A 19,407-nucleotide genomic window follows, 5' to 3' on the forward strand; every position below is an offset into this window, starting at 1 on the left:
TACAAACTAAAAAAATAGGTGTTATCTTCTAACACCTATTTTAGTATAAAGATTTTATTATATCTAATACCTATATTCTATTATAAGAAATGCTTAATTTGTATTTTTAACAAAGTTTATAAATCTTTCTGTTGTTCTAGAAAGCATATTATTTCGCTTCCAAACTAAAACTGCTCCTGTTTCTAAAGATGGCTTAAGTGGAATAAGACATAAATCTTCATAAATATTGCCTAAATTAAAACCTAATACGATACCAACTTTATTTTTTACCATATTTGCTGCATTTAAAATCAAATTATACGTAGCAATAAACTCTACTTTTTCATAATAAGAACCAAACCAATTTGCTAATTCATTGCGCACTTCTTCACGCTTGCCAATGATAAGTGGCATATTTATTAAATCTTTTGGTGTAACAAAATCCTTTTGTGCAAGCTCATCATCTTTGCGCACTAATACACCCCATTGTTCTTTTTCTGGCATGCGTACAAAAGCATATTTACCAACATCAACTGGTTCTGTTAAAAGACCCATATCCAAAATTCCCTTTTCTAAATCATCTTTAATATTATCAGCTGTAGCACTATGAATTTCATATTTAACAAGAGGATATATTTCATGAAAAGCTTTTATTTTCTTTGATAGAAATGACATATTTTTGGTTTCGCCACAGCCAATGGATATCTTTCCTGTCAAATCATTTTCTACATGAATAAAATCTTGTTTCGTTTTATCTACTAAAGATAATATTTCTTGAGCTCTGCGTTTTAACATCATTCCATCATCAGTCAAAATTATCTTATGTTTACCACGTTTAAATAATTTAACCCCTAATTCATCTTCTAATTGCATGAGCTGACGCGATAAAGTTGGTTGCGTGATATGAAGCCAATTTGCAGCTTTTGTAATATTCTCCTCTCGAGCTACCACTAAAAAATATTTTAACAATCGAAATTCCATAAAAACCCTCCTCTAAATAAAATTAAATACAAAAAAAGAGCAACCAAATGATTGCTCTTTATCTTACTATATAATTATTTTACAACTGTAACATTTACAGCACGAAGTTTGCTTGCATCGCGACTGTCTGTTTCTGTATCAAATGTTACTTTCTGGCCTTCTTCTAAAGTTTTAAAACCTTCAGAATTGATAGCGGAAAAATGAACGAATAAATCTCCGGAACCATCATCATTAGTGATAAAACCATAGCCTTTACCAGAATTAAACCATTTAACTGTTCCTGTTCCCATTATTGAGAAGCCTCCTTATAAAAATTTAACTCAGTGTGGAGTGTAAAACTAAAAAAACAAATAAAATCTTCCACACATTAAGGGAGGACTTAAACGTTGCTTTAATTGTATTCCAAGACTGAATAGCTAAATAATAGCATGAGTTATATTTTTTTGTCAATTTAAAGACTAATTGCGCTAAAAGCAAAATTTACATATTTACATTTTTTAATTGACGTTAAAATATGATAATGCTATACTAGATGTTCGACAACCAAATTATATTTAATATATCTAATATAAACGGACAAATATATTAAATATTTTATCAAAAATCAAATAAAATAATAGAAAGGAAGATTTCTCATGAACGGTATAATGCTCGTTGGCTCTGCTATCATAATTTTTTTCTTAGCATATCGTTTATACGGTCGCTGGCTTTTAAAAACTTGGGGATTTGACCCTAATGCCAAAACGCCTGCCTATAAATATGAAGATGGGCAAGATTTTACGCCAGCCTCTAAATTCACTGTATTTTCACATCAATTCACTTCTATAACAGGTGCTGGCCCTGTAACTGGTCCAATTATCGCTGCTATGTATGGTTGGTTACCAGCATTTTTATGGATTATTTTCGGTGGAATTTTCTTTGGCGCTGTACAAGATTTTACAGCACTTTATGCTTCTATAAAAAACCAAGGAAAATCCATGGGTATGTTAATTGAACAGTACATAGGTAAAACAGGTCGTAGATTATTCCTTTTATTCTGCTGGCTATTCAGTCTACTTGTTATTGCTGCTTTTGGTGATATCGTTGCTAATACATTTAATGGATTTGCAAGCGACGGAACACTCGTCACACCAAATGCTGCTGCAGCTTCCATTTCTATGCTCTTTATATTCGTAGCCATAGCTTTTGGTATCTTTACAAAAAAAGTAAAACCAAGCGAAAAATTACGTTTCATCATCGGTATCATTCTTTTAATCCTCATGTTAGCTATTGGTATTGCTTATCCAATTTATCTTGACCGCATGAGTTGGCTCTACATCGTATTTGCATATATATTTATAGCTGCTGTAATGCCAATGTGGATTTTAAAACAACCACGCGATTATTTAAGTGCATTTTTACTTTTAGCTATGATTTTAGGCGGTGTAATAGGCGTTCTTGCTGTAAATCCTACTATTAATATGCCTGCTTTTGTCGGCTTCTCTGTTGGCGGTAAAGACTTATTCCCAATCTTATTCATCACCATTGCTTGTGGTGCTGTTTCTGGATTCCATAGCCTTGTATCTTCCGGAACTTCTTCTAAAACTCTTTCCAATGAAAAAGACTCTTTGTTCGTTGGTTATGGCTCAATGCTTGTAGAATCCGTTCTCGGTGTTGTTTCTCTCGTAATCGTATGCTCTGCAGCAACAGGTGGACACCTTCCTGAAGGTACTCCATTCCAGATTTTCTCTACAGCTGTTGCTGGATTTTTCTCCATGTTTGGCCTGCCACACGATATTGCAAATTGCATCATGACAATGTGCGTATCTGCCCTTGCTCTTACTACACTTGATGCTGTAGCTCGTATCGGTCGCATGTCCTTCCAAGAACTCTTCACCATTGATAATCCAGAAGAAATGTCTACCATCCAAAAAATCTGTACTAACAAATATTTTTCCACGATTATAACTCTCGTCTTTGGTTATCTCCTCTGTCTTGGTGGATACATGAATATTTGGCCATTATTCGGCGCTGCTAACCAATTACTTTCTGCACTCGTTTTAATCTCTTTAGCAGTATTCTTAAAAACTACAGGTCGTAAAGGTTTTATGCTTTATATTCCAATGATTGTAATGTTCTGCGTAACTTTAACTGCACTTGTTGAATCAATCTATGGCATCTTCGTAAAATTATCTGCTGGTCAATTCGTTTTTGCAGTTGATGGTCTCCAATTAATCTTAGCTATCGCTTTAATGGTACTTGCTATTTCTGTAGCTGTTCATTGTGGTAAAGAACTTATTGGTGTTAAAGACGCTAGTAAAGCAGAATTAAATAACTAAGAAACTAGATAATTAAATAAAAAATGATAGATATTCTCTATATCTATCATTTTTTTATTTATCTTTTCATTTTTTTTGGTATAATTATTCGGAATAACATAATAAAAATAAATTCACCATTAATAATAACTAATAATGATGTTTATTTTTAACGGGAAATTAAAGAGATATCTTCCCTTGATATGCACCCAAAATATTGGACATATTAATTAAGCTATTAATTGAGACTTAGTTCTGTATTCTACGGGACTAAGTCCTTTTAGTTTTATCTTTATCCGTTTTGTATTATAATATTTTATATAAGATTTTAACTCTTTTATAAAATCTTCAACGGATTTAAATTTTTTTAAATAAAACAATTCGCTTTTTAGCAAACCAAAGAAATTTTCTATTACGGCATTATCTAAGCAATTTCCTTTTCGGCTCATGCTTTGGATAATGCCTTTTTCTTTTAATAACTCCTGATATCTTCTATTCTGATACTGCCATCCTTGGTCTGAATGTAGAATTATTCCTTTTGTTTCTTTTATCTTTCTTGTTGCATCTTTTACCATATCTAATACTTGCTTTAGTATTGGTCTTTTCGATATTTTATAACTTATTATTTCTCCGTTATATAAATCTATTATTGGTGATAAATATATTTTTTCATTACATAATGCAAATTCTGTTACATCTGTTGCCCATTTTTCGTTTGGTTTTTCTGCTTTGAAATTTCTATTTAATATATTTTTAGCTATTTTCCCTTCTTGCCCTCTATACGATTTATATTTCTTTGCTCTTACTTTGCATGTTAAATTTTCTTCTTTCATTAATCTCATAACTACTTTATGATTGACTTTTATTCCTTGTTTATGCAGCTGCAAAGTTACTCTTCTATATCCATATCTTCCATGATTTTTATTACAAATATTATGAATTAATGTTTTTAATCCTTTATATTTGTCTTCTTTTGATAATTTTTTTAATGCATCATAATATGTGCTTTTAGCTAATTTTGTATAGTTTAATAGGGCTTTTAGAGTATATTTTTTCCTTAATTTAGCAATTACTAAAACTAGTGTCTTCCTTCCTTTTCCCATTGCTTCATTAAGGCATGCCACTTTTTTAATAAGTCATTTTCCATCCTTAATTGATAAACTTCTTGTTCCAATTGTTCAACATAAGAAAGTTCTTTTTTAGGTTTGTTAAGTTTGTTTTTAGATTTTTTCATAGATGGTCTACCTCGTTTCTTAGAAATTAAGCCAGAAAATCCATAAGAACTATACAACTTTTCCCATGTAGAAATTGTACCAGTATTAGGAATGGAAAATTTGGCTGCTGTTTGATTTAATGATAAATGATGTAGCCATTTATATTCAATAACTTTTTGCTTAAAGATAGGAGTATATTTACGATTTTTATGAAGAAGTTGTGAGATGCCACCATTTTCATAATGAAATATCCATCTACGAAGAGAAGCTGTGTTTGGCATGTTTAGAATTTTAGATACATGAGAAATAGAATCTCCTTTTAAAACCATTTTAATTGCTTTAACTTTAAATTCATTTGAGTATTTAGTCATAAAAAAACTGCACCTCCAAAAGTTGTTTTTTTTGTCCAACTTTTGGGGTGCAGTTCAAAAAGGTGCTGTGGATACAGCTGTTAATGCTGTAAAGAAATTTACCGAAACAGATTTTCCATTTTCTATTGTTCCTAAATCTATCATTTCCATCAAAACTTTTGCAGTTTCAATCCTTCTTCCTGGATAAGCAAATACTCCGTTAAGTGAAACAAAGGGATAAATTTTCCCGCCTGAACTCGACATAACAACTTTGAAATTGCCTGTATTACCGGTATTGTTAGTAAATTTAAGTCTTACGTCCATTTGTACACCGTAATTTCCTGCTAATCCTTTAATTTTAATTTGTCCGGAAGAATCCGTCATCTGGATTAAATCTTTTCCATCAAATGAATCTCCGTCATTACTTGTATCAGTCGTTTTATCTTTACCAAAAGAAATAACTTTTGCCTTATCCTGTTCAGATGAACTCATTGATAAATTTAATGTGAACGTTTCATAAAAACCAGCTCCTACGCCCCTATGCGGGTCCGCTTTATTTCCAGTAACACTTGCTTGTGCTGGTTCAGTAGCATTTCCAGATTTAGTTTCATCAACATAAGCCAAATCAAAGAAAGTAATTGCTGCAGGATTGCCTTGTTTATATGTAATTGATACTCTGCTTATAACACCGAAATTACAGTATGCCGGTATCTGTCTGCTAAAAATATTAGCATATTCATAAGGAGAAAGTGTAATTTTTACCGGACTGTTAGCGGCTGTAAGATAATCTCTCCAAGCATATACGTCAGAAATCCAATTCGGGTCAATAGTAGTACCTATATTTGTAAAGTTTATTTCAATTTCTTTGTCGGTTGGATTATACATCAAAATAAGTGATGTTATCGTTCCTTCATATTCGTTTCTATGCCAAGTATATATTTGACCATTGCCTTTGACTGTTTCACGGCAAAAAAACTTTCCACTATCAGCAAAATCCTTATAATATACACTTTCCGGATTATTTGAGTAAAATAAAAACTCATTTGTATTTACTGCACAACTAATTTTATTTTTCTTTTCTTCGTCTGTAGGATATATTAATTCTAAACTATATTCATCAAACTTATCTACTATTTTAGCCATATAAATTCACTCCTAAAATTAAATTTTTTCTTAATAACCAAAATAAAAACTTTCCCTATCATCTACATTAGGCTGTCTCCACCATATCTGTTTATATGTTTTTGAACCTAAATGTGCATTTAGTAATTGTACCCAGCCTCTTGTTACTTTATCCGGTAATTCCACATAAAGCCATATATCGGAATTGCATCTAAACTCATTTCCTTCTACAAATGACCATGTACTCATTGGTGTACGTCGGTTGTCATTCGGATATTCTATATACATTTCAAAATCAGCTTCTACATCCTGCTTATTTGTATATCCTTCATATTCGGCACATATTTCTTTACGATGGTACGCACTTCTAGCAAAATATGGTGCAGGCATTTTTATTTCATATGATTCTAATCTAAAGAAAGTACCTTTATACCAAACAGTATATGAGCCATACATATTATAAGATATCAAATACATAATATCCCCTGGTTTTAAAATTTTTTCATTGCCAAACTCATCTGTCAAAGTAATATCCTTTATTATTTTGGTTTTTCCCATACGCGGATAAATATAAGCTTTTGCCCCTATAATTGAAACTTTATCATTTCGCTGCATTGTTCCTACTACAGGGCTATTCGGTGAAGGTTCTTTATGAATAGCTGTTTCCTGTCGTGCCGTTATAGTCGGGTTCTTATCCAACTTCAACATTATCCCTGCATATTTTACATCATCCGTTTCAATTACAAGCGGCGGCAATTCATCATTAGCCTGAGCACTTACCGCACTGAAACTTAACAAAATACCGAAACATAATAGCATAGCTAATTTCCTAAACATACAATCACAGCCTTTCTTTCTAATCATAAATAGAATTCCTATTATCATTATATTCTCTATATATTAGAAAATGATGAAAAACTGTATTCATATTTCAATTTTTTGCACAGATAAAGCGAATTTCTTTTGCATTGTCTTCACTCAATCTATGTTCCAAACAATTTGGGCTATGCTGTACATAATATATCTCGCTGTTTTTTATTTCAGTGATAATTGCCAATTTATACCAAATATCAGCATTATTTCTGAACTGAATTAAATCTCCCATTCGGACTGAATTTTTATCTCGACAAATCCGGGCAACAGGTTTATTATTATCAGAATAATAAGCTGAATATTTTGTCATATATTGCACAAACTTTTTCATATCTGTCCATGACTTTGTATGGTGTTTGCGATTTTGCCAGTGCCAACCGCTGTTTTGTTTAATTCCGCCCGTATACCAGCATTGCGATACAAAATTTGTACCGTCCTGCACGAAAAACCAGAAATCATCTTCTGAACCGATATTGGGTACAAGAGCATAATTCAACGCATATTCCACTACTATTTTTCTATCTAATACATCGGCACTGCACCTCCCAGATTTTCTTTGTAACCGATTACATTTAGTTTCTCTGCATTTGAAAATACATGGTATATTATTAATTATATTGAGCCTGTATCTTCTGACTGGAAATAAAAAACAGTTTTATTTGCCCTATATTTCATTAGATTGGAGGAATTTATCTATGAAAAAATTTCTAATAATTTTTAGTTTATTACTGCTGCCCATAAATATCGCCTTTGCCAATTCTGCTACAGAACACGGCACTGACGATATCTATGAAGATTTACTGCACAACAGATATTATCTTGCCTGGTATATGGATATAGATGATATTCTATCAAAATACGATTTACAGCTTAAAAGTTCCGAAGGCTCTGTTTCCGTATACACCTTATCTTTAGCTCAAGATGAACCGTCGCTGACATTTTATTTTGATGAAGATAAATTGTATACCGTCTCTTTGTATTTCAACAAACAGGTTAATCTGCAAAAACAACAGTACGATAATTTTTCCAAATATTATGTCATAAAAAACGGTCTGAATAAAATACTACCATTATCTACCGTCATAATCAGTCAAGACGGCAATACCCTAACATGGCAAAACCAGAAGCCGCCCCAAACCGTATCTTCTGCTACACTTCCTAAAAGCAATCCGCCATACCATTATATCTACAATGATATTTTGAATAATGCTTTTCCCTTAACATGGGGTGATGACTTGACCAAAATAAATGAAATCTACAATCTGAAATATTCCGGCTATGGCGGTAAATATTACAAATCATACGTATTACCAGTAACAGAAAAATATTCGCCTGATGAACCGTTTATTATTTTATATATCTACAATGATAAATTGTACAAAATCGGTCTGTTTTTTGATAAAAAGACAAATTCCATTAAACAGCAGTATGATAACTTCACCAAATACTATCTTATACAGCGCGGTTTCACCAAAAACTTCGGTGAGCCAACCGCTGTAACAAATGACGGAAAACTAACTGTATGGCAAGACACGGCAGTTGATGAAAGCTCCGTACAGGATATTGTCGACGGAGTGCCTGCATTCTATGAAAAATACTTTAATTATTTATATGAAACTCATCAAATATAATATCGCTTCATCTATTTGCTTTATGTTTTTTCATGCGCTATAATGAATTTATAATAATAAAAACAAAACGGCAAGTATTATATTTTCTTTTTTACGCTTCCGACACGTGCTGATACCTTATCATTCATCTTATAGGTGAATAAAGTCGCTATCGTTCAAAAGTGGCTGACTATACTTATCGACAATTAGTCTTTAAGCATAAAAGCGATAACAGCAAGTACAGCGATAAATGCCAATATTGTTGATATGTTGCTGGTAACAACAATATCAATAATCAGCATAATCATATCATTGTAACTCATGCTATCACCTCCCATCATATAAATGACAGGTTCAGCAAGATAAATATAATATTTGCCTTGTTTTTTATTATACCATTATGAGATACGCTAAAAAAGACCTATAAAGCTGTTCATTCAACTTTGATATGCACCCAAAATATTGGACATATTAATTAAGCTACTAATTGAGACTTAGTTCTGTATTCTACGGGACTAAGTCCTTTTAGTTTTATCTTTATCCGTTTTGTATTATAATATTTTATATAAGATTTTAACTCTTTTATAAAATATTCAACGGATTTAAATTTTTTTAAATAGAATAATTCGCTTTTTAGCAAACCAAAGAAATTTTCTATTACGGCATTATCTAAGCAATTTCCTTTTCGGCTCATGCTTTGGATAATGCCTTTTTCTTTTAATAACTTCTGATATCTTCTATTCTGATACTGCCATCCTTGGTCTGAATGTAGAATTATTCCTTTTGTTTCTTTTATCTTTCTTGTTGCATCTTCTACCATATCTAATACTTGCTTTAGTATTGGTCTTTTCGATATTTTATAACTTATTATTTCTCCGTTATATAAATCTATTATTGGTGATAAATATATTTTTTCATTACATAATGCAAATTCTGTTACATCTGTTGCCCATTTTTCGTTTGGTTTTGATGCTTTGAAATTTCTATTTAATATATTTTTGGCTATTTTCCCTTCTTGCCCTCTATATGATTTATATTTCTTTGCTCTTACTTTACATGTTAAATTTTCTTCTTTCATCAATCTCATAACTACTTTATGATTGACTTTTATTCCTTGTTTATGCAGCTGCAAAGTTACTCTTCTATATCCATATCTTCCATGATTTTTATTACAAATATTATGAATTAATGTTTTTAATCCTTTATATTTGTCTTCTTTTGATAATTTTTTTAATGCATCATAATATGTGCTTTTAGCTAATTTTGTATAGTTTAATAGGGCTTTTAGAGTATATTTTTTCCTTAATTTAGCAATTACTAAAACTAGTGTCTTCCTTCCTTTTCCCATTGCTTCATTAAGGCATGCCACTTTTTTAATAGGTCATTTTCCATCCTTAATTGATAATTTTCTTGTTCCAATTGTTCAACATAAGAAAGTTCTTTTTTAGGTTTGTTAACCTTATTTTTAGATTTAGATTTTTTCATAGATGGTCTACCTCGTTTCTTAGCAAGCAAACCAGAAAATCCATAAGAACGATACAACTTTTCCCATGTAGAAATTGTACCAGTATTAGGAATGGAAAATTTGGCTGCTGTTTGATTTAATGATAAATGATGTAGCCATTTATATTCAATAACTTTTTGCTTAAAGATAGGAGTATATTTACGATTTTTATGAAGAAGTTGTGAAATGCCACCATTTTCATAATGAAATATCCATCTGCGAAGAGAAGCTGTATTTGGCATGTTTAGAATTTTAGCTACATGATAAATAGAATCTCCTTTTAAAACCATTTTAATTGCTTTAACTTTAAATTCATTTGAGTATTTAGTCATAAAAAAACTGCACCTCCAAAAGTTGTTTTTTTGTCCAACTTTTGGGGTGCAGTTCAAAAAGGTGCTGTGAATACAGCTGTTAATGCTGTAAAGAAATTTACCGAAACAGATTTTCCATTTTCTATTGTTCCTAAATCTATCATTTCCATCAAAACTTTTGCAGTTTCAATCCTTCTTCCTGGATAAGCAAATACTCCGTTAAGTGAAACAAAGGGATAAATTTTCCCGCCTGAACTCGACATAACAACTTTGAAATTGCCTGTATTACCGGTATTGTTAGTAAATTTAAGTCTTACGTCCATTTGTACACCGTAATTTCCTGCTAATCCTTTAATTTTAATTTGTCCGGAAGAATCCGTCATCTGGATTAAATCTTTTCCATCAAATGAATCTCCGTCATTACTTGTATCAGTCGTTTTATCTTTACCAAAAGAAATAACCTTTGCCTTATCCTGTTCAGATGAACTCATTGATAAATTTAATGTGAACGTTTCATAAAAACCAGCTCCTACGCCCCTATGCGGGTCCGCTTTATTTCCAGTAACACTTGCTTGTGCTGGTTCAGTAGCATTTCCAGATTTAGTTTCATCAACATAAGCCAAATCAAAGAAAGTAATTGCTGCAGGATTGCCTTGTTTATCTGTAATTGATACTCTGCTTATAACACCGAAATTACAGTATGCCGGTATCTGTCTGCTAAAAATATTAGCATATTCATAAGGAGAAAGTGTAATTTTTACCGGACTGTTAGCGGCTGTAAGATAATCTCTCCAAGCATATACGTCAGAAATCCAATTCGGGTCAATAGTAGTACCTATATTTGTAAAGTTTATTTCAATTTCTTTGTCGGTTGGATTATACATCAAAATAAGTGATGTTATCGTTCCTTCATATTCGTTTCATGCCAAGTATATATCTGTCCATTGCCTGTTATGGTTTCTCGCAAAGCCATTTTCCGTTATCGGCTAAATCTTTGTTATATATTTTTTCTGGATTATTTGAATAAAATAAAAATTCATTTGTATTAATCTTACAAGAAATATTATCTATACCTTGTTCCGGATATTTTAATTTATCTTTATAATTATAAACGTTTGATTCATTAATAATATTAGGCATTTACATTTCCTCCTTTAAATTAATAACATCATTATTAAAACCTTCTGCATCTCCTAAAAATTGTTGTCTCCACCAAATCTGTTCATTAGCTCCTAAATACGCATTAGAAAATTGTACCCATCCTTTTTTCTTATTAGCGTTTTCCAGATAAAGCCATACATCCGCATTTCGACGATAATTATATCCGAAGAATATATTTTTCCAAGCAACTGATTCTCCAATATTATCTCCAGAAATAACATATTCCTGATACGGTTTAAAATCATTAGATGTATCTTTTTCACTTATATAACCTTCATATATAGCAGAAAAATTCTCTACGTCTTTATTTGTTAAATAATTATCGGGCATTTTTATGCTTTTATTAGATATAATAAAAAAATTATTTTCATACCAAATAACAGCTGGTGTTTCTGTGGAATAATATATTAAATAGACTGTATTACCTATTTTAGGTACATTATCAATGTTACCACTCAATATCAAATCTGTATTTATATCGTTCACAATTTTTGTCTTTCCCATACGCGGATAAATATATGCTTTTGTTTTAAGTATTGAAACTCGTTCATTCGCTAAAATTTTTCCTACTGTAGAACTATTTAATGATGGTTCTTTATACAAGATAATATCTTCTCTTGTTCTTATTGAAGGATTTTTAGACCAATCAATATTTATTCCTGTATATTTCACATCATCCGTTTCAATAACCAACGGAGGCAGATTATCACCTTCTTTTGTTTCAGATGGACTGGCATTTGCCACTGCGCTAAACGACATTAAACATACAATCATAAGAATAATTAATCGATTAATCATCCGGTTTCCCACCTTTTATAAAATAGTATATTTAATTCATATTAAAATTATATTATAAAAATATTATATCTGATTTAAAAATAAATTAAATTTTAATTAGTAATCATCATACATACACAATAAATACATATGATAACTGTAATAATTACACAAAAAGGCTTATCATTTATTATGATAAGCCTTTCTATTATAACCCAGCCTCTTTTTTATATCGTACCCATTGCATCATATATTCTTTGCCCATAAATTTATCTATTGCCGGCCAGTTTTCGCTGTTTTTCAGCATACTGACCTTAGAAAAAATCTCTGGTGTGTATTTGTCATTCTAAATTAATAAAATTAGTTTGTAAGTAACTTATGAGTATCTGGTGAAAATCCAGTAAAACAGTCTAATGAAAATCCTGTGTAACATTTCCACCAATCAGGCTGTGCATTTGCTCCCGCATATGCATCTGTTATTTGTACCCAACCGGTTACTTTATCGGGCATTTCCAATTGAAGCCAAATATCTGCATTACGTCTACAAACAGGCGGTGTTATAAGATATCGTTTTCCGTCATCATAATATCCACCGTATCTAACAGGTTCATTTACAATATCATTATTAGTAGAATATCCTTCATAAACAGCATAGGTATAACCTTGGTAATAGTTTTGTTCCGGATTGGAATTTATATATGGTATTTTTATACCACTAGACGGTACTACGATAAAATTTCCCTTATACCATACAACACTTTTAAGTCCGCTTTTTTCACTATAAATTACATAAATATCATCTCCAATATTTACATCAGCTGTATTTGTTAAAGCGGCAGATTGTTTTGCCTTTTCTGGTGAAGCAATAATCTTTGTTTTTCCCATACGAGGATAAATATAAGCTTTAACACCTACGATGGGAAACATCTCCTGCTTAACTATTGTTGATGAAGTATATCCGGGAACAATGCCGACGATAGGACTATTATCAGCCGGTTCTTTATGAAGCGATACACTTTTTTGAGCAACTATTCCAGGAGAACCACTCCAATCGATAAAAGCCCCGGCATAGGTCAGATTATCCGTTTCAATAACCAACGGCGGCAGATTATCACCTTCTTTTGCTTTAGGCGAATCGGCATTTGCCACTGCGCTAAACGACATTAAACATACAGTCATAAGAATAATTAATCGATTAATCATCCGGTTTTCCACCTTTCATAAAATAGTATATTTAATTCATATTAAAATTATATTATAAAAATATTATATCTGATTTAAAAATAAATTAAATTTTAATTAGTAATCATCATACATACACAATAAATACATATGATAACTGTAATAATTACACAAAAAGGCTTATCATTTATTATGATAAGCCTTTCCCTTATAACTCAACTTCTTTTTTATATCTTACCCATTGCATCATATATTCTTTACCCATAAATTTATCTATTGCCGGCCAGTTTTCGTTGTTTTTTAACATACTGACTTTAGAAAAAATCTCCGGCGTATATTTATCGTTGCAGATAAAATTATCCCGCATTCCCTGTGCTGTAGGAAAATATCCTATACTGATTAAATCAAGCAATGCTCTGATATGATTAGCAACATTAAATTTTCCTTTGTTTTCCGGAATAGTTCTGTTTTGTTCTATACCGTAATCGCCCCATATACTATGACTGCTATCCCAAAACTTTAGTTTTTTCCAATCAATCGCTGATGTATGCCAGCGCCGAATGTATCTAAATCACACATCAAATTCAAAGCAAATATACCTGATAAGTATTTCAATATATCACCTGCTTTTATTCTGCTTTACTAATCATTTTATATCCTTTATATACTAAATATAGTTTTTATATCTCACGGCCGAAAGAAAAAATACTATATGTTGTATATAGTCAGCGTCCTATATTGCGATTATTACTTTTATCCTTGTCCGGAAACTTCATCACTATTTTCTGCTTGCGAACTTTTATTTTTTCTATGTTTTCGGCTAAAATTTCTTCTAACTTTTTACAATCTTTAAACGGCTTCATGTACATTTCAATATCATATTTCAGTTCCATACTAAAAGCTCTATCATGGGCAATTTTATTAACAGCTAAATCACGAGCTATATATAATTCGTTTCTTGTATGCTGATTTAAATTGGATTTTTCCCAATTCATTTTAAATCCTGCTTTTAAAGCAAGTTCACGAGTAAATTCTCTAATTGTTCGACTGTTACCATCTCTAAATGGATGTAAATAATCTAATTTAGAATAGATTTCCGTCATTTTTTTTACAAATGTTTTTACTTGCATTTTTTTCATTTTATTAATATCAATATTCTTTTTCAAAAAAGCTTGTGTTTCATTTATAATTATTTTATCCATATTTGAATAAACAATATTAGAAATTTTCGATGTTCCTGGAATAGGACGATGCTTCATCCATGTTTTCCATGGCAATAATTCAGTTATATATTGCCCAGGTTTATAAAATCGCTCGTATTTTCCGCCTAACTTAGGTAAATCTTGAAAAAGATATTGATTGATTTTACATAAATGTTTTAAATCAAAATTTCCTTCTATAGGATGGTTTTTTAATTCAATTAATCTTCTTGGAATATATAAACCTTCCTTTTCTTCCATATCTTTTTCGCTCATATAAACTCCTATTTTTTCGGTAATGTTTTGTCTATTTCATCACCAAGTTCCTTCAAAGATAATTCTCCATTAGCATATCGTTCATAAAGTTTTCGAATTTCGGCAGTAAAAATACAACCTTCCATTTCACAACTTCCCATTGCATAAGCAAGATCTTCATATCTGCGTTTACGTTCTGTTATACTAATCATTTTGTATCCTCCACACACTGATATTTCATGATAAAAAAATTAAAGTTTAGTACCATATTTTTTAGTCAAATCCTGCATGAAAATAGCTCTTCCTTCATCTAAAGATAATTCTCCATTAGCAATTTTATCAAAAACACGTTTTTCCTCTTCTGTATAAACAAAACCTTCTAATTCGAAACTTTTCATAACAGAAATAACATTTTTTCTAAGTTCTCTAAGCTCATTATTGGTCATTTTTATTATTTCCTTTCATTTTGCTATCTGAACGATTTTAGTTGCAACATTTAAAACTCCTATTAAAACAAGAAAAGCCTTATCAATAGATAAGGCTTCTTAGTACATAATTTGATATCCTGGACTTTTATATTCCGCATACCAGGTCGCGGCAAACATGTGAATTACTATAATTAGAATACAACACTTGCAAAGAAAAATAAAGTATTTTTTATAAACTCCATTCATTATACATCTTTTTTTCAGCTAGTTTTGTCTTGTCGGTGGTCTGCTCGTTTTCCTGCCAATTTGCCCTGGATTGTTGCATATTGTCATTAACAAGATTATCGGCAATTTTGGAGATTTTGTCTGCAACGGACTGACTGCGTTTTTTATAAGCCTCCTGCATAACCGGATGAAGGTTTTTCATGCTTACAGTCTGATTTTTTTGCGCATAAAGATAAGCCATCTCATCGCTTTTAGAAACAGATTTTATATTAGCATTTTCAACTTTCAAATAATATACCGGCACTTTGCCCTTAACGATATCATCACCGATTTTAACAGCTTTGATGATATTGTTTTTCTGCTCCGTGAAAAAATATATGTTGTTGTTGTTTACGGCAAACGGTAAATCTTTTATAAAAGTTGTACCGTTTAACTTGTTTTTGTGCCCTAATTGAGACGCGATTTTTTCGCTGAAAAGTATGGTATCCGCTTGTTCTTTAGACAGTTTTTCACGCGTGGATTTATATTTTTGCATTTGAAGTATATCGTATTTATAGCGGGAATACAACGCTTTATTTTTAGTAATAGTTTCTTCATTTTGCTTTTTCAGCTCAGAAAGTATCACATTGTATCTTTCCGGATTATTGGTAAGTGTTGTTTTATAGCTGCCGAGGCGCTTTCCGATTTCATTTCTTTTTTTGGTTAGTTCATTGTTTTTTCGGCTAAGTGCAGCCAGTTTGAACTGCACCCCAAAAGTTGGACAAAAAAAACAACTTTTGGAGGTGCAGTTCAATGTTTAATTGTCCTCTTTTTGGCTTTTTTATTTAGATATTTCTTTCATCAATAGCTGTTTCAAGTGCAATCTTAATCATATCATCAAAAGATTGTTCACGTTCTTTAGCAGTTGTTTCTTCACCAGTAAATAAATGATTGCTTACAGTGAAAATAGCAAGTGCTTTAACATTATGACGAGCTGCGAGCATATAAAGTGCAGCTGACTCCATTTCTACAGCAAGACAACCGTATTGAATGAGTTTTTGTAAATCAACTTCTTCATCATAAAAACGGTCTTGGCAATAAACATTGCCTACTTTTACAGGTATATTCATTTTTTTTGCATTGTGATAAGCTTTGCCTAAAAGTTCAAAATCGGCGATTGGTGCATAATTAAGTCCAGCGCCAAAAGTTCTAACAACAATGCCACTGTCTGTTGTTGTTCCCTGTGCGATTACTACATCACGGATATGCACATCATCTTTTAAACCGCCACAAGTACCAACGCGAATTAATTTTTTAGCACCATAATCACAAATCAATTCATGTGTATAAATGGAAATAGATGGTATGCCCATGCCTGTTCCTTGAATTGATACTTTTTTGCCTTTATATGTGCCTGTATAACCAAACATATTGCGAATGTGATTATAACAAACTGGATTTTCTAAAAATTTTTCAGCGATATATTTTGCTCTCAATGGGTCCCCTGGCAATAATACAACGTCTGCAATATCACCTTTTTTAGCTTCAATATGATTACTCATAATCATCCTTCTTTCTACAAATTTCATCTATTTATATCAATTTTAAATAGAGCCACTTTAAATTTATTCTGCAATTCCACATGAATTCCTGTTTTATGAGCTTCTTTCGGATAGCATATCACTATATCTCCATATTTTGTCAATAAATTGATATTATTAGGTCTTGTTTCTTCAATCATCATTGTATCACCACTTCTATCATAATGATACATCTTCAATCCTTCTATATTTTTAACATCAATTCGTTCTTGTCCATGAATTAAAATATATACATCTATATGATTTTTATGTGCCTGCCAATATCTATCTTGTGCTATTTGCGTTTCATACTCATCAATACGCAAACTTACATATGCTTTATCTGTTTCATAATCTCCAGGGGCAAAATTTGCCATATCATTATTTTTAAAGAAATCTAAACAATATTTTATGTCTTCATTCCATGATAAATCATTTATATCTCTTATATTCATGCTAATCATCATATCACCTCTAAAATAAAAATAGCGGCTGTAGCTAATGCTATCAACCGCTATAATTCATCTATTGACTCGATTAGCCAACATCTGTTTTTGTAGCAACAAGACGAGCTTTGGCACGTGCCATTGCCGCACGAGCACGAATTGTATCAATGTCAATATTTACTTCTGGATTTTGATTAAAAGATTCCAAACGTTTTTTAGCACGTTCATATGCTCTTTTAGCTCTATTTATATCAATTTCGATAGGAAGTTCTGCTGCACTTGCAAGTACAACGATTTTATCTGGCTGTACTTCCATGAAACCACCGCTGACTGCGATGAGATTTTCTGTTCCATCAATTATTGCCTTCATTGCATGTGGTACAAGTCCAGCTAAAAGTGGAGCATGTTTCGGCAATATGCCAAGGTCGCCACTAATTGAGCGAACGATTAACATATCAATATCAGCAGAATACACTACCTTATTAGGAGAAATAATTTCCAGCTTTATTTTAGCCATAAATTATCCCTCCTTCTTCATTTTATTTGCTGCCTCAACAACTTCATCAATGCTGCCAACCATGTAGAAAGCACTTTCTGGCAAGTCATCATATTTGCCTGCTAAAATTTCTTTAAATCCACGGATTGTTTCTTTTAATGGTACATATTTACCTGGTGTACCTGTGAATTGTTCCGCAACAAAGAATGGCTGAGATAAGAATCTCTGAATTTTACGTGCTCTAGATACAGTGAGTTTATCTTCATCGGATAATTCTTCCATACCTAAAATAGCAATGATATCTTGAAGTTCATTGTATTTCTGTAAAATGGCCTGCACACCACGAGCTACTTCATAATGTTCTTGACCGATTACATTAGGGTCTAAGATACGAGAAGTGGAATCAAGTGGGTCAACGGCTGGATAAATACCAAGTTCAGCAATCTGACGAGACAATACTGTTGTTGCATCCAAATGAGCAAATGTTGCTGCTGGAGCAGGGTCTGTCAAGTCATCGGCTGGTACGTATACAGCCTGAACAGATGTGATGGAGCCTTTCTTTGTAGAAGTGATACGTTCTTGAAGTGAACCTACATCAGTAGCAAGTGTTGGCTGATAACCAACGGCTGATGGCATACGACCTAAAAGTGCGGATACTTCTGAACCAGCCTGTATGAAACGGAAAATATTATCGATGAACAAAAGCACGTCCTGATTTTGTACATCACGGAAATATTCTGCCATAGTAAGACCAGTTAAAGCTACACGCATACGAGCTCCTGGTGGTTCGTTCATCTGACCATAAACGAGAGCTGTCTTATCGATAACGCCTGATTCTTTCATTTCGTTCCAAAGGTCATTACCTTCACGAGTACGTTCACCAACGCCTGTGAATACGGAATAACCACCGTGTTGTGTTGCAATGTTATGAATAAGTTCCATGATAAGAACTGTTTTACCTACACCTGCACCACCGAACAAACCGATTTTACCACCGCGAGAATATGGAGCGATAAGGTCAACTACTTTGATACCTGTTTCCAAAATCTGAGTAGATGTTTCTTGTTCATCAAATTTTGGAGCAGGACGATGAATAGGCCAAAATTCTTTATTATTAACTGGAGTATCATCATGGTCTACTGTTTTACCAAGTACATTAAATACACGGCCAAGAGTAGCATCACCTACAGGAACTTTAATAGAAGAACCTGTATCTTCTGCTTCCATGCCACGAGTTAAACCATCTGTAGAACTCATAGCAATACAACGTGTAACATTATCTCCCAAATGCTGCATAACTTCAACGACTAAATCTATGTCAATATCACCGGATTTGCCTTTGATAGTTACCGCATTCAAAATTCCCGGCAAAGCTTCTGCCGGAAACTCTATATCAACAACAGGTCCAATAACCTGTACAATTTTACCTTTTGCCACT

The 19,407-nt window shown here is 32.2% G+C and carries 23 protein-coding genes; 2 read left to right on the plus strand and 21 right to left on the minus strand.

The window, feature by feature from the left end; translation table 11 throughout:
• Nucleotides 1–93: 93 nt before the first annotated feature.
• Nucleotides 94–960: a LysR family transcriptional regulator gene (locus CKV65_RS08385; protein WP_027890172.1), complete on the minus strand. Its 867-nt coding sequence runs from the start codon at nt 958–960 to the stop codon at nt 94–96.
• A gap of 74 nt (nt 961–1,034) precedes the next feature.
• A complete protein-coding gene (locus tag CKV65_RS08390) occupies nt 1,035–1,250 on the minus strand; it encodes a cold-shock protein (RefSeq protein ID WP_027890171.1) in 216 nt (71 codons plus the stop codon).
• Between the two features lie 345 nt (nt 1,251–1,595).
• On the opposite strand from CKV65_RS08390, the gene CKV65_RS08395 reads away from it, so the two are divergent.
• A complete protein-coding gene (locus CKV65_RS08395; protein WP_027890170.1) occupies nt 1,596–3,278 on the plus strand; it encodes a carbon starvation CstA family protein in 1,683 nt (560 codons plus the stop codon).
• A gap of 209 nt (nt 3,279–3,487) precedes the next feature.
• Here the strand turns inward: CKV65_RS08395 and CKV65_RS08400 are convergent.
• The 4 genes from CKV65_RS08400 to CKV65_RS08420 form a co-directional block, all read right to left on the minus strand.
• A protein-coding gene (locus tag CKV65_RS08400) for an IS3 family transposase (RefSeq protein WP_423250138.1) occupies nt 3,488–4,842 on the minus strand; the annotation gives its coding sequence in 2 pieces (ribosomal slippage) (nt 3,488–4,345 and nt 4,348–4,842; 1,353 coding nt in all).
• Nucleotides 4,843–4,896: 54 nt separating this feature from the next.
• Complete coding sequence (locus CKV65_RS08410) at nt 4,897–5,964, minus strand: hypothetical protein (RefSeq protein WP_095197705.1); 1,068 nt, start codon at nt 5,962–5,964, stop codon at nt 4,897–4,899.
• Nucleotides 5,965–5,994: 30 nt separating this feature from the next.
• A complete protein-coding gene (locus CKV65_RS08415) occupies nt 5,995–6,807 on the minus strand; it encodes a hypothetical protein (protein ID WP_027890674.1) in 813 nt (270 codons plus the stop codon).
• A 67-nt stretch (nt 6,808–6,874) separates the two neighbouring features.
• Nucleotides 6,875–7,432 carry an amidase domain-containing protein gene (locus CKV65_RS08420; protein WP_081654875.1) on the minus strand — a complete coding sequence of 186 codons (558 nt, stop codon included), beginning with the start codon at nt 7,430–7,432 and terminating at the stop codon, nt 6,875–6,877.
• A 79-nt stretch (nt 7,433–7,511) separates the two neighbouring features.
• Here CKV65_RS08420 and CKV65_RS08425 point away from each other — a divergent pair, with 79 nt between their 5' ends.
• Nucleotides 7,512–8,447 (plus strand): hypothetical protein, encoded by a 936-nt coding sequence (locus CKV65_RS08425; RefSeq protein ID WP_027890676.1) that lies wholly within the window; start codon nt 7,512–7,514, stop codon nt 8,445–8,447.
• 454 nt (nt 8,448–8,901) lie between these two features.
• Here the strand turns inward: CKV65_RS08425 and CKV65_RS08430 are convergent, their stop codons facing one another.
• From CKV65_RS08430 to atpD, 15 genes are all read right to left on the minus strand, one after another.
• Nucleotides 8,902–9,795, minus strand: a complete 894-nt coding sequence (locus tag CKV65_RS08430; protein WP_157738442.1) for an IS3 family transposase — start codon at nt 9,793–9,795, stop codon at nt 8,902–8,904.
• Nucleotides 9,750–10,262 carry a helix-turn-helix domain-containing protein gene (locus tag CKV65_RS08435; RefSeq protein ID WP_095197679.1) on the minus strand — a complete coding sequence of 171 codons (513 nt, stop codon included), beginning with the start codon at nt 10,260–10,262 and terminating at the stop codon, nt 9,750–9,752. Before CKV65_RS08435 ends, CKV65_RS08430 begins: the two co-directional genes overlap by 46 nt.
• 53 nt (nt 10,263–10,315) lie before the next feature.
• The gene (locus CKV65_RS08440; protein ID WP_095197706.1) at nt 10,316–11,125 is read right to left on the minus strand and encodes a hypothetical protein; all 810 of its coding nucleotides are present in this window, start codon (nt 11,123–11,125) and stop codon (nt 10,316–10,318) included.
• A 67-nt stretch (nt 11,126–11,192) separates the two neighbouring features.
• Nucleotides 11,193–11,381 carry a hypothetical protein gene (locus tag CKV65_RS08445; protein ID WP_027890689.1) on the minus strand — a complete coding sequence of 63 codons (189 nt, stop codon included), beginning with the start codon at nt 11,379–11,381 and terminating at the stop codon, nt 11,193–11,195.
• A complete protein-coding gene (locus tag CKV65_RS08450) occupies nt 11,382–12,200 on the minus strand; it encodes a hypothetical protein (RefSeq protein WP_027890690.1) in 819 nt (272 codons plus the stop codon). It lies immediately after the preceding gene.
• Nucleotides 12,201–12,539: 339 nt separating this feature from the next.
• A complete protein-coding gene (locus CKV65_RS08455; protein WP_027890691.1) occupies nt 12,540–13,382 on the minus strand; it encodes a hypothetical protein in 843 nt (280 codons plus the stop codon).
• A 187-nt stretch (nt 13,383–13,569) separates the two neighbouring features.
• Nucleotides 13,570–13,773 carry a hypothetical protein gene (locus CKV65_RS10830; protein WP_036254619.1) on the minus strand — a complete coding sequence of 68 codons (204 nt, stop codon included), beginning with the start codon at nt 13,771–13,773 and terminating at the stop codon, nt 13,570–13,572.
• Between the two features lie 313 nt (nt 13,774–14,086).
• Nucleotides 14,087–14,821, minus strand: a complete 735-nt coding sequence (locus CKV65_RS08465) for a Fic family protein (RefSeq protein WP_169711915.1) — start codon at nt 14,819–14,821, stop codon at nt 14,087–14,089.
• A gap of 23 nt (nt 14,822–14,844) precedes the next feature.
• Nucleotides 14,845–15,027, minus strand: a complete 183-nt coding sequence (locus tag CKV65_RS08470; protein WP_027890020.1) for an antitoxin VbhA family protein — start codon at nt 15,025–15,027, stop codon at nt 14,845–14,847.
• A gap of 39 nt (nt 15,028–15,066) precedes the next feature.
• Nucleotides 15,067–15,261, minus strand: coding sequence for an antitoxin VbhA family protein (locus CKV65_RS08475; RefSeq protein WP_027890021.1), 195 nt, complete (start codon nt 15,259–15,261; stop codon nt 15,067–15,069).
• Between the two features lie 211 nt (nt 15,262–15,472).
• Nucleotides 15,473–16,216: a hypothetical protein gene (locus tag CKV65_RS08480; RefSeq protein ID WP_162141198.1), complete on the minus strand. Its 744-nt coding sequence runs from the start codon at nt 16,214–16,216 to the stop codon at nt 15,473–15,475.
• Between the two features lie 76 nt (nt 16,217–16,292).
• Nucleotides 16,293–17,012 (minus strand): purine-nucleoside phosphorylase, encoded by a 720-nt coding sequence (deoD, locus tag CKV65_RS08485; protein WP_197695407.1) that lies wholly within the window; start codon nt 17,010–17,012, stop codon nt 16,293–16,295.
• Nucleotides 17,013–17,032: 20 nt separating this feature from the next.
• On the minus strand, nt 17,033–17,494 hold the full coding sequence (locus tag CKV65_RS08490; RefSeq protein WP_231922663.1) for a NanQ anomerase/TabA/YiaL family protein: 462 nt from the start codon (nt 17,492–17,494) through the stop codon (nt 17,033–17,035).
• Nucleotides 17,495–17,564: 70 nt separating this feature from the next.
• On the minus strand, nt 17,565–17,990 hold the full coding sequence (gene atpC, locus CKV65_RS08495; RefSeq protein ID WP_027890025.1) for an ATP synthase F1 subunit epsilon: 426 nt from the start codon (nt 17,988–17,990) through the stop codon (nt 17,565–17,567).
• A 3-nt stretch (nt 17,991–17,993) separates the two neighbouring features.
• Entirely contained in the window at nt 17,994–19,406 is a 1,413-nt protein-coding gene (atpD, locus tag CKV65_RS08500) for a F0F1 ATP synthase subunit beta (RefSeq protein WP_027890026.1), read from the minus strand.
• Between the last annotated feature and the right edge of the window lies 1 nt (nt 19,407).

It is taken from the genome of Megamonas hypermegale, from assembly GCF_900187035.1.
In the GTDB taxonomy this organism is placed as follows: Bacteria; Bacillota; Negativicutes; order Selenomonadales; family Selenomonadaceae; genus Megamonas; species Megamonas hypermegale.